Raw genomic sequence first — 13090 nt, 5'->3', positions numbered from 1 at the left:
TTTTTAAAATAGAATCTAAAGTCTTTATTCTTCAGTAATTTTAAAAGAAAAAGAACCAGATTTAAGCTGAATCACTTTATATATTCCTTCATTTGTAACGATGATATCTTTTGAATTACAAGTAAAAGTGCTGTTCTTGCCTAAATAAAAACTCGCATTGGAGTTTGGCGGAACAATGACTTGATACAGTATATTTTTATTTTCCCGTTTCCAGTTTGATACAATTTTGCCGTAAGGAGATATGTGTTCCGATTCAAAAAAATCAAGTCCGTTTACAAAATTTGGTTTTAATAGAATGTGCTTAAAACCCGGTGCATTTTCATCTGGAAAAATTCCGCCCAATCCTTTGTACATCCACGCTCCTATTTCTCCAAACATAATATGATTTAAAGATGCGTCGTTTTTTTCGACATGCAGCGGCCAGTTTTCATACAAAGTTGTAGCCCCGTTTTTTATCCAATAACCCCACGAAGGAAAATCTTCCTGTGAAGCAATTTTATAAGCGGCATCGGCATAACCGTTTTCGCTTAACGCATTTAGTAAAGACTTTGTTCCTAATAAACCAACATCCAGATGGAAGTTTGTTTCCTGCACTTTTTTATACAAATTATCAGCTACTTTTTGTTTGAATTCATCAGGAACTAATCCCCAATAAAGCGGGCCCGATAATTCGGTTTGTGTTCCGCTCGCATATAAGTTTGTCGACGCATTAAAAAACTGCTGGTTGAATGCCGTTTTAATTTTTGCTGCTAATTTAAAATAGTGTTCGGCATCGCTTGTTTTTCCTAATAGTTTTGCTGTTTTGGCTAAAATCAAAGCATCTGCATAATAATAAATTGTTGAAGTAAGCGGTTTAGAACTTTGACTTTTAACAGGAACCCAATCGCCTAATCCCCAATCTGTAATACCTGTTGGATATTTTTTATCAATTAAATCTACATATTTTTTGATGTTGGGATACATCTTATTCAGCAAACTGGAATCTCCGTAAAACTCATATATTTTCCACGGAATAATCGCAATCGAACTCGTCCAGTCGGGACCCGTTGCAAATTCATATCCAAAAGCTCCAGGATTTGGGACAATGTTAGAAATTCCGCCGTCTGGCTGCTGCTCATCCTGATGATCTGCAAGCCATTTTTCGTAAATCGTAATGCCGTCAAAATTATATAATCCGGTTTCTACATTGGTTTGCGCATCTCCTGTCCACCCGTTTTTTTCGCGCTGCGGACAATCGGTTGGATAACCAAATAAATTGGCCAAATAACTGCTGTTTGTAGCTTCCCAAATTTTATTAAAAACCTCATTTGAAGTTTTTATTTTTCCGACAGAAGGAACGTCGCTGTGCATTTCCAAAGCTAAAAGACAATCCTCATTTAATTTAAAAGGTTTATTTGTGGTTATTTCTACAAATTGAAATCCTTTGTAATTAAATTTTGGAGAAAAGCTTTCATTAGAATTTCCTTTTGCAATATAAATATCCGTTTGAAAAGGATCTGAATTGTCTGTAGGACGATAATGTAAATCGATATTAGAAAGATCAACCATTCCGTTTTGATACAAACGTTCTGCATGTTTTATTCTGAAAATAGTTCCCGAAGCTGCATTTTTTATCGAAAAACGAACGGTTCCTGCAATATTTCTCGGAAATGAAAATACGGTTAAAGTATCATTTACCCGATTAATTTTTGTTGGTTTTAACTGAGCGGTAACCCGGATAGGATGCAATTGCTGAGAAACCAAATCTGATGATGGTGCTTTTACAACTATTGCTTTATTCCAATTGCTATCGTCAAAATCAGGTTTGTTCCAGTTTGTAATTTCTTTACGGGCATCATAATGTTCGCCTGTGTAAATGCTGTTAAAAATTACAGGGCTATCTGTTGTTTTCCATGTTTCATCGGTTACAATTGTTTCGGTTGTATTATCAGAATAGGTAATTCTGATGTTTACCAAACAACGCGGACGATTTCTCCAAATTGCTTTATCAAACTTCCAAACGGCAGTCGATTGATGGTTGTACCAGCCGTTTCCTAACAAAATACCAAAAGCATTTTTTCCTTTTTGTAAATCGGCTGTAATGTCTAAAGTGGCATATAAATTTCGGCTGTCAAATTTTGTAAACATTGGGTCGAGCATTCGGTTTCCAACTTTTTTTCCGTTTACATAAAACTCATATAATCCTCCGGCTGTAACATAAACACGAGCTGTTTTTATAATTTTTGCTGTAGAAATTTCTTTTCTGAAATACGGCGCAGGTTTGTAATTTACATCATGTGAATCTGAAATCCAGCTTCCCTTCCAATCACTGGATTGCATCATGGCGGTTTCAAAACGCTGAATTTTTGAAATTTGCGTTTTGTTATTCTGATCCCAAATTTTTACTCTCCAAAAATAGGTTGCAAAAGATTTTAGGGATTCTCCTTTATAAGAGATTAAAATATCTGATGAAATTACTTTTCCGGTATTCCAAATGATTGCTTTTTCTTTGCTTAAAGCAAATGAATCTGTGGCAATTTCTATTTGATATGCGGTTTGATATACATTATTCTTGCTACCGTTTAACTGCCAGGAAAATCTGGGCTGTTGTACATCAATTCCTAATGGATTTACCAAATGTTCGCATTTGAGATTTACAGGCGTTTGCGAATGGCCTGCTAAACTCATTAACAGAAAAAGGAAAAACAGATATGTTGTTTTATTAATTTTTTTATTCTGTATTATCATTCGTTTTTTTCTTTTGATTCGTTTTAAAGGTGTAGTCCCTAACGGGACAAAATAATTGCGGTAATTGATGTTTGCTACCGATATTAAATCCCTAACGGGATAAACTAGTCTTATCATATTGCTCCACATATAAAATCCCTTTCGGATAAAACCGCAATTAATTATTTTTTTTAATTGTATTTACTTCAAGACTATTTGTTTAGTCCCTAACGGGACAAAATAATTACGGGCATTGATATATTTCTACCGATATTAGATCCCTACGGGATAGCACACAATCGATTGAAATGTTTACAAAAAATTATGCAACATTTTATTTGCTTTATCCCGTAGGGATTTTATATCAGTAACAATATACAAACGCCCAAACTAGTTTATCCCCGTTAGGGATTATATATCGGTAGAAATATATTATGCCCGCATTCATTTTGTCCCGTTAGGGACTAAACAGACAATTAAAAATTAACTATATCTTTCAAAAATTTCGTTAGTTCTAAATCTCATCTAAAACTGCAGCCCAGCCTCCATTTCTAACCATTTTGATTTTCAGGACATCATTTTTACTGACTTCAGTACTTTTTTTCCTGTAATCCATGGCTTGATATCCGGCATTAATTCCGTCTTCAAATGAGGTTATTTTGTATTTTTTTGACGTTAGAAAATCTAATTTTATTTCAAAAGAACGTTCTTTTTCAGCACTGTTTGTAATACCGCCAATAAACCATTTTGTGCCTTTTCTTTTGGCTACAATTGCGTATTGTCCAGCGTTGGCTTCTAATGCTTTGGTTTCATCCCAAGTTGTTGGAACAGAAGTTATGAAATCGGTACATTCTTTTTCGCGATAATAAAGCGTTGGATTATCTGCCAGCATTTGCAGACCACTTTCAAACACCACAAACAAAGCAAGCTGATATGCTCTTGTTCCAATACTTGCCGAATTTGGTCTTTCAGATCGGTACACATCCGGCTGCATGCTGATCATTGCTCCCGGCGTGTAATCCATTGGGCCGACTGCATTTCGCATAAAAGGAAAATACAAACTGTTATCTGGTTTACAGCCGTCCATTTGTTCCATTCCCCTTACTCCTTCGTAGGAAATTAAATTTGGGTATTTGTATTCTAAACCAGACGGTTTAAAAGCGCCATGAAAATCTACAAATATTTGGTATTTGGCTGCTTCTTTTACTACTTTTTCATAATAATTTACCATTATCTGATCGCTTCGATCCATAAAATCAATTTTTACGCCGGCAATTCCCCATTCTTTAAAGGTTTTAAAAAGCTCCATATTTTTATCTACTGTAAGCCAAGTAAGCCATAATACGATGCCGACTTTCTTTTCTTTTCCGTAGCGAATAAGTTCCTGAACATTTACATTTGGATTTGGCGAATAGGGATCTTCTGTGTTATTTGCCCAGCCTTCATCCATAATGATATATTTTATGCCAAATTTTGAGGCAAAATCGATGTAATATTTATACGTATCTAAATTATATCCTGAAACAAAATTAACATCCGGGCCATAAGGCGTTGCGCCATTCCACCATTCCCAGCTTGCTTGTCCGGGTTTTATCCAGGATGCGTCTTTAAGTTCACTTTTTGGAGCTAGTTTCAGTGTCATTGTGTTTTCAATCAGCTGTTTGTCATTTTTTGTAATGACAAAATAACGCCACGGTAAATTTCTTGTTCCTTGTGTTTTTGCTATATAGTTGGCTTCTTTAAGGATTTTAAGGCTTCGGTCACCGTCTGGGCCAAATTCAAAAGGTGTTTTTGGAAAAGTCGATACAACTCCAGTTCCTGTTCCTTTTAAAAACATTCCTGCGTAATCAGAAAGGTCAGATTCACTTATTAGAATTTTGTATTGCTTTTTTGTATCAACTAAAATGGGAAGTGTTGACATTTTATCTGAAGGTTTCCAATCTTTGACTGTCGTTTGTGAATAGGCTTCTTCATAAGAAGTTTTAAAATTTCCTGTCTGCTGTAAATGCAGTACATAATCGTCCGGGAAATTAACTGCAAAATCCTCATTTACTACTTCAATTTCGCCTTTTTTCGCGGTTATAAACCGATATGCAATTCCTTCATCAAAAACCCTAAATTCTACTGAATAGTTTCCTTTAAAATTCAGCAATAAATAATTGTAATTATTAGAAACAGATGAAAATTTCAGCGGAATTACGGGTTTAATTTCTTCTTTTATTTTTCCTGTTTTGCTTCCGCTTAATTTTGGTTTTAAACCTAAAGTTTCATCTTTGAGAATTAAAGCCAAATGACTTTTTGAGGTTAAAACTTCGTTTCCTGCTGTAATTGAATAATAAATTTTATCACTCAAATTAACCGAAACTTTTAATTCTCCGTTTGGCGATGTGATTTCAAAATTAGTTTGCTGCGAATGCACATTTGAAATACCCAAAAGCAATAATAAGCACGTAAATAATTTTATATTTTTCATAAAAACGTTTTTATATGAATAACGTCCCACGAAAATGGGACGTTATTTCTTATTTATAAAATGCTGTTATTTTGTTGTAAGTTGTATTTCACCGCCATTTTTAAACAAATCGTGAGAGATAAAATAACCGTCGATTTTAGAACCGTTTACTTTAATCGTTTCCAGATTTCTTTTTCCATTTGGATTTTTAATGGTTACTTTTTTGCCTGCCGGCGTTGTCCACGAAACTTCTTTAAAAATAGGAACGGTTACAATATATTCAGGATCGGCGGGAGATAACGGGTAAAGTCCCAGTGCTCCAAACACATACCACGAAGACATTTCGCCCGCATCATCCATACCGCTCATAGCTAGTTTTTCAGGACCAATTCCGTACATCGTTTCTAATATTTCGTCTATTCTTTGCTGTGATTTCTCTGGTTTATTTACAAAATAATATGAAAACGGAGCTTCATGATCCGGCTGATTTCCGTGACAATATTGCCCAATAAAACCAGAAATGTTCCAGGCAATATAATTTGGATTCCAGGGTTTAGTAAACAATTCGTCGAGTTTTGCTTCAAAAGGTTTTGCACCTCCGTAAAGCTTTACTAATCCCGGCATATCATGTGGCGTAAAAAAGGAAACCTGCCATGCATTTGCTTCTCTGTACATGTATTCGTAATACGGAAACTCCGGATTAAATGGTGTAACCCAAGAACCATCTGCCAGTTTTCCTCTCATAAAAGTGGTCGACTTGTCAAATACATTTGCATAGTTTTTAGAACGTTTTACCAAATCATTGTAATGTTCTGTATCGTTCAGTTCTTTGGCTAATAAGGAAAGCGCGTGATCGTCATATGCATATTCTAACGTTTTTGTAACGCCGGCATTTGCTACGGTTTCTATCTTTGGATCTTTAATATTTTGTTCCGGCACATATCCTTTTGCAATATATTCTGCAATATGAGGTCTTGTTCCGCCTTCTTTATAAGCGTTATTCAGCAATAATTCGTATGCTTTTTTAACATCGTAATTTCTGATTCCTCTCATATATGAACCTGCAATGAATGATGCGGCGTGATCTCCGTGAAAGAATGTTGGAATAAAACCTTTAATTTCTCCTTCGTTGATAATGGAACTGATTACGTCGCTGGTAACTTCCGGAGAAAAAATACTTAATAAAACGAGTTTATTTCTGTAATCGTCCCATAATGATGGAAGTGTGTAATAATGGTAGTTTTCTTTTCTAACTTTTCCGGCTTCATCTGTAAATTGTCCGTTTACGTCGCTGCGTAAGGCAGGCCATAAAAACGATCTGTACAACATACTGTAAAACATTACATTTTGCTGCTCTGTTCCGCCTTTTACCTGAATTTTAGAAAGCAGGTTTTCCCATTGTGTGCTTCCTTCTTCAAAAACTTTAGTCAGGGTTTTATCCCCAACTTCGGCTTTTAAATTTTCTTTTGCATTTTCTACGCTCACAAATGATAAAGCGATTTTTACTGTTACGGGTTTTGTGTCACCGTCTTTAATGTTTACCAATGCATAACCGTTGCTTTTAGCGATATCTTTGATATCTACTTTGTCAATTGGACTGCTTAAAGTGGCGTAGAAATATATTTTTTCGCCTCCGGTTCTTTGAAAACCGCTTACGGCATTTGTGCCTTCCTGCTTAATCTGCCAGTCGTCTACGTGATTATTGGCTCTTCCTAAATCAAAAAGTACTTTTCGTCCTTTGTTGTTTTTAAAAGTATATTCGTGAATACCACAGCGCAATGTTGACGTTAATTTTACCTGTACATTATAATCTTTTAAATAGACTTCATAATACGCCGGACTTCCTTTTTCCTGATCGTGACTAAACGATGATTTATACGGAAATGACGCTCCTTCTGAAACAGGTAAAAGTGGAATATGGCATAAATTCCAATGTCCTTTATTAGTATGTGTAAATCCTAAAATTTCGGTGTCTTCGTATTCATATCCTGCACCAGATCTGTATTTTGTCATTGGACTTAACTGAACCATTGCATTGGGAACTGATGATCCCGGAAATACTAATCCTGCCCATACGCGCATATCTGCCGGCGGTGTATACCCAATTATTTTGGTGTCTAATAAAGGTGCAGTTCCAATAAACGGATTTACCAAAGCTGTATATTTTCCTTTTGCAAGTCCGCCGCCCGGTTTTTGTGCCGCCGCATTATAGCCAAAAAATGATATGGAAAGGGCTGCAAGAACGATATTCTTGTTGAATTTTATCATTTTATATAAAATTAAAACGTTTTACAAATAAGTTATAGCTCCAGTAATTTTGGATTTTTTTGATACGTGTCCCATAATAGTTCACCAAATAAGGTATTTGTCCAGGCAAACCATGATCTGGTGAAATTTTTAGCATCGTCTTTATGAAAAGATTCGTGCATAAATCCGGTATCGCCATGTGATGCTTTCAACATTTTGATGCATTCTTTGATTTCATTTTGGTCTGATGTTGTATAAGCTCTCATAACCAATGACATTGGCCAGATCATATCCATACCTACGTGCGGCCCTCCAATTCCTTCGGCAACTTTTCCTTTAAAGAAAAACGGATTGTCTTCTGAAAGGACAAATTTTCTTGTGTTTTGATAAATTGGATCGTTTACATCAATGGCATCTAAGTACGGAAGGCTTAATAAACTTGGCACATTGGAGTCATCCATCAATAAATGACCTCCAAAACCATCTACTTCAAATGCAAAAATATCACCGTATTTTGGGTGTTTCACTACTCCATATTCTTTAATAGCTTTGTCGACTTCTTGTGCTAAAGCTCTTAATTCCTGTGCAGAAGCGGTATCTTTTTTAATGGATTCCAACATTTCTGCAGCTTGTTTCATACTGGCTACAATAAAAAAGTTTGAAGGAATCAGAAAAGAAAAAACGGTTGCATCGTCACTTGGTCTAAATGCCGAACACACTAAACCAACTGGTTTCACCGGATATCCGTAACCTTTTAATGGTCTTGTATCTGTTGCAAATTGTGTTGTTCTTTGAAACGTGTATGGATTTTTTCCGTCTTTTTGCTGCTGTTCTTTAAATACTTTTAATGTTGTTTTAATGGCTTTTACCCAATTTTCATCAAATGGAGAGGTGTCTCCGGTATTTTTCCAATAATTATAAGCCAATCTAATTGGGTAGCAAAGTGAATCTATTTCGTATTTTCTTTCGTGAACGCCCGGTTTCATATCGGTGTGATCGGTTGTCCATTCTCCTTTTTTGTTGGGATCGTTGTAAAATGCATTGGCATACGGATCTTTCAGGATATATTCAGTTTGTCTGTTTATAACGCCGGCAATCAGGTTTTTTAGTTTTGTATCTTTTCCTGCAAAAGCCATATACGGCCATACTTGCGCAGAACTGTCTCTAAGCCACATCGCATCAATATCTCCGGTAATTACGTACGTATCTGGTCTTCCATTTTTTTGTGAAAAGGTTACTGTCGTGTCAAGTGTATTTGGGAAACAGTTATTAAATAACCAGCCCAATTCTTTGTCTTTTACATTCTTTTGAAATTCTGCGATTGTTTTTTCGATAAAATCACTTTCAAAATTCCTTTTACCTTTTGCAACCCTCACAATAGGGAAATCTTTGACCATTTTAGTTCCTGCAATAATTTCCATTGGATCGATAAGGGCTAAACTGCCAAATAATGCCGCGTTTTGGATAAATTTTCTTCTTTGCATTTGTTGTATATTTTAAAATTATAAAGGTCTAAACCTTTTATTATTCGTTTGTTAATGAGTATGGAACGTCTTCTTTACTGGTTCCTCTGTTTAAATTTGGCGATGTGGACATATCAAAATCTAGTGTTGCCCCATTCATCAATTCAGAATGGCTTAACCAGTTTTTTGTGTATGCTTTTCCATTGAATTTCATGTCTTTGATATACCTGTTTTGATTGCTGTTTTCCGGTGCGTTGATTTCTATTTTCTTTCCGTTCTCCAATTCGATTGTTACTTTTTTGAACAATGGCGCTCCAACAACATATTGATCTGAAGCGGGAGTAACGGGATAAAAACCTAAAGAAGAAAATACATACCAGGCCGAAGTTTGTCCGTTATCTTCATCTCCGCAATACCCATCTGGCGCTGCGTGGTACATTCTGTTCATGGTTTCTCTTACCCAATATTGTGCTTTCCACGGTTCTGCTGCATAATTGTAAAGATAAATCATATGCTGAATTGGCTGGTTTCCATGTGCATATTGTCCCATATTTACAATCTGCATTTCTCGCATTTCATGAATTACTCCGGCAGTGAAGTTTGATGTTGCAAAAACAGGCGGCGACGAAAATACTTTGTCTAATTGTGAAACAAATACCTGATTTCCGCCCATTAAATTAATTAAACCTTGTACGTCGTGAAAAACAGACCATGAATAATGCCAGCTGTTTCCTTCGGTAAATCCGTTAAACCATTGAAAAGGATCAAAAGGTTCCATTAATTTTCCGTCGCTGTTTTTTGGGTGCATTAAATTGTATTTCGGATCAAAAAGGTTTTTATAATTTAAACTTCTCTTTTTATACAAATCAATTTCTGACTGCGGTTTGTTCAGGGCTTTCGCCAATTGATAAATCGCAAAATCATCGTATGCATATTCTAATGTTCTGGCGGCACTTTCATTTACAATATCCTGAGGTACATAACCTAAAGTATTGTACGCATCTACTCCTGCACGTCCAACTGCTTTTAGCGGACCGGCATTATTTGCGCCATGAATTACGGCTTTGTATAAATTTTCGATATCGTATTTATTTCCTTTTCCGCTTTTTAAATAAGCTTCAGATACGATTGATGCGGAGTTGTTTCCCACCATAATATCACGTAAACCGGGACTTGACCATTCCGGCAGCCATCCGCTTTCGTTGTATGCGTTTGAAAGTCCTTCCTGCATTTGGGCATTCAATTCCGGATACATTAAATTTAAGAAAGGATATAATGCTCTAAAAGTATCCCAGAAACCGGTATCGACAAACATATAACCGGGCAAAACTTTTCCGTTGTAAGGGCTGTAATGCACTGGTTTTTTGTTTTTATCAAATTCGAAAAATTTTCTTGGAAACAAAAGCGATCTGTACAAGCAGGAATAAAAAGTTCCCATTTGGTCTTGTGTTCCGCCTTCTACTTTTATTCGGCTTAATTCTTTGTTCCAGATTTCTTTTCCTTTTTCTTTAAGTTCGTCAAAATCGTCTTTTCCAATTTCTTTCAGGTTTCGTTCTGCTTGTTCATAGCTTATAAATGACGAGGCTACCTGAGCGTTTACTTTTTCTCCGGCTTTTGTTTTAAAACCAATTATGGCTCCGGCGTGATCGGCCTGCATTTCTAAAGCATTTCCTAAAATATCTCCGTTGAAGGTAGAATGTACTTCAAAATCTTTATCAAAAATGATAACAAAATAGTTCTTGAAATTTAACGGAACTCCGCCGCTGTTTTTAGTGGTAAAACCGATAATTTTTCTTTCTGACGGAATTATTTTTACATACGATCCTTTATCAAAAGCATCAACAACAACATACGATTGATCTGTTTCGGGAAATGTAAACCTAAATCTGGCTGCTCTTTCTGTTGGCGTAATTTCGGTTGTTACATTATGATCTGCTAAATAAACGCTGTAATAATATGGCGTTACGATTTCTGCTTTATGCGAAAACCAGCTTTGTCTTTCTTCTTCTTTAAATTTTAATGCACCTGTAACGGGCATTATCGAAAACTGACCGTAATCATTCATCCACGGCGAAGGCTGATGGGTTTGTTTGAAACCTTTTATTCTGCTTGATTTATAGGTATACGCCCAGCCGTCGCCCATTCCGGCAGTTTGTGGTGTCCAGAAATTCATTCCCCACGGCATTGCAATTGCGGGATAGGTATTTCCGTTTGAAACTCCGTAATCAGAATCTGTTCCTATTAATGGATTTACCCAATCTACCGGAGGTTTAGATTCGCATACTGTTACATTTTGCGCATTGATTTGAGTAAAAACAAATAACGCAAATAAGCTAAAAAGTTTATATCTGTCTTTTATCAAAACTTAATTATTAATAGCGTTAATGACTTCTTTGTTTATTTTACTTACTTCCGAAAAATTCATTTTATCAACTTTACGATCGTAGGTCATAAAACCGTTTACTTCGCCTTCAACATCAGTTGTCTGCGTGTAAACTGCTGCCGAAAAACCAACTTTTGCTAATGTTTTTAACTGTTCCGCGTATTCTCTGTATTTGGCTGTTGTTTCGTCATTATTTTTAAACTGAGTGTAGCCCCAGTTTTTATCTGTCTGCCATAAATGTCCGGTAACCGGAAGTCCAATTCCGCCGTATTCACCTAAAACTGTGACTCTGCGTGCGTCATACAATTTTAAGTTGGGTTCTGGATAATGGTGAATGTCTAACATATCTCCGGTTTGAAAATGGTTTCCGCCGCTTGATGAGTTTACTAATCTGCTTGGATCATGATTTTTTGTCCATTCTGTGATTTCAACCGTTTTAAATTGTCCCCAGGCTTCATTAAACGGAACCCAGACTACAATACTTGGATAAGAATACAAGTGATCCATTATTTCTCGCCATTCTTTTTTATATGTTTCCTCAGATTGTGCTGTTCTTTTTAGCTCTGTTCCTTCAAAGTATTTATGCATTTGCCAAATTGGACCATCGTCTCCGTTTGGCATATCCTGCCATACTAAAAATCCCATTCTGTCGCAATGTGTGTACCATCTTGCCGGTTCTACTTTTACGTGTTTGCGGATCATATTAAAACCTAATTCTTTAGTTCTGACAAGATCATATTTTAAAGCTTCGTCTGTTGGTGCGGTATATAATCCGTCAGGCCACCATCCCTGATCAAGAGGTCCAAATTGGAAACAATCTTTGTTATTCAGCTGAATTCTCACAATGCCTTTATCATCTCTTTTTGAAGAAATTTTACGCATTGCAAAATAGCTTTTCACTTCGTCGGTTACTTTGCTTCCGCTGATTAATTTTACTTTGATATCATATAAAAATGGAGAATCAGGCGACCATAATTTTGGGTTATTCACTACAATATCTAGCGGCTGACCTGCAACTGCTTTTTCTACTGCAATTGTTTTTGCTCCGTCGAATACTGTAATTTCAACAATATCGCCTGCTGAAGTTCCTTCTACTTCTGCATTGATATTGATGGTATTGCGGTCAATATCTGGTGTTGTTCTTAAATTGGTAATGTGTTTTTTTCTAACTGGTTCCAACCAAACGGTCTGCCAGATTCCGGTTACGGGTGTGTACCAGATACTTTCCGGATTTTTAACTTGTTTTCCTCTTGGCTGTGTTCCGTCGCTTGTTGGGTCCCAAACTTTTACAACCAGTTTTTGGGATTTTCCATTTAGGAAAGGTGTTATATTAAAACTAAAAGGAACATATCCGCCGGTATGCGTTCCAATTTTTACGTTGTTAATCCAAACTTCTGTTTTCCAGTCTACAGCTCCAAAATGCAGTAAAATGTCTTTACTTTTCCAGTTGCTGTCTATTGTAAAATTGGTTTCGTACCATAATTCGTTTTCTGATCCTACCTTTTTCATTACGCCCGAAAGGCTTGATTCAACAGCAAAAGGAACGAGTATTTTTCCTTCGTAGCCTTTTGGCGCTGTTTGTCCTGCGGGTTGTATGGCGTAGTTCCATAAACCATTAAGGTTTTTCCATTGATTCCTTTCCATTATAGGACGGGGATATTCAGGAAGCGGATTGTTTGGGTCTACCTGTTCTGCCCATTTTGTTTTGATTTTATCTCCTTGTGGTTTCCATTGTGCAAAGGATGCAAGGTTTACCAAAAGAAAACATATAATTGTGATTTTATTCTTCATTATAATATTTTATTTTTTTGAAATTGCAGAACTGCTTTTCTGTTGAAT

Annotated in this window: 6 protein-coding genes; all 6 read right to left on the bottom strand. The window is 36.1% G+C overall.

The genetic code is table 11. The annotated features are described in order from the left end of the window. Positions 1-24: 24 nt before the first annotated feature. Positions 25-2727: an alpha-L-rhamnosidase gene (locus NLJ00_RS17085; RefSeq protein WP_256634698.1), complete on the bottom strand. Its 2703-nt coding sequence runs from the start codon at positions 2725-2727 to the stop codon at positions 25-27. A 493-nt stretch (positions 2728-3220) separates the two neighbouring features. Beyond that, on the bottom strand, positions 3221-5179 hold the full coding sequence (locus NLJ00_RS17080) for a glycoside hydrolase family 97 protein (protein WP_256634697.1): 1959 nt from the start codon (positions 5177-5179) through the stop codon (positions 3221-3223). 66 nt (positions 5180-5245) lie between these two features. Then, positions 5246-7426 (bottom strand): GH92 family glycosyl hydrolase, encoded by a 2181-nt coding sequence (locus tag NLJ00_RS17075; protein ID WP_256634696.1) that lies wholly within the window; start codon positions 7424-7426, stop codon positions 5246-5248. A 32-nt stretch (positions 7427-7458) separates the two neighbouring features. Further along, entirely contained in the window at positions 7459-8889 is a 1431-nt protein-coding gene (locus NLJ00_RS17070) for a glycoside hydrolase family 125 protein (protein WP_256634695.1), read from the bottom strand. A 40-nt stretch (positions 8890-8929) separates the two neighbouring features. Further along, a complete protein-coding gene (locus NLJ00_RS17065) occupies positions 8930-11227 on the bottom strand; it encodes a GH92 family glycosyl hydrolase (protein WP_408611652.1) in 2298 nt (765 codons plus the stop codon). A gap of 6 nt (positions 11228-11233) precedes the next feature. Continuing rightward, complete coding sequence (locus NLJ00_RS17060; protein ID WP_256634694.1) at positions 11234-13042, bottom strand: glycoside hydrolase family 2 protein; 1809 nt, start codon at positions 13040-13042, stop codon at positions 11234-11236. Between the last annotated feature and the right edge of the window lie 48 nt (positions 13043-13090).

The organism is Flavobacterium panici (assembly GCF_024499525.1).
GTDB lineage: Bacteria > Bacteroidota > Bacteroidia > Flavobacteriales > Flavobacteriaceae > Flavobacterium > Flavobacterium panici.
The sequence above is the reverse complement of the archived record's forward strand: the minus strand, read 5'-3'. Positions and strand labels throughout refer to the sequence as shown.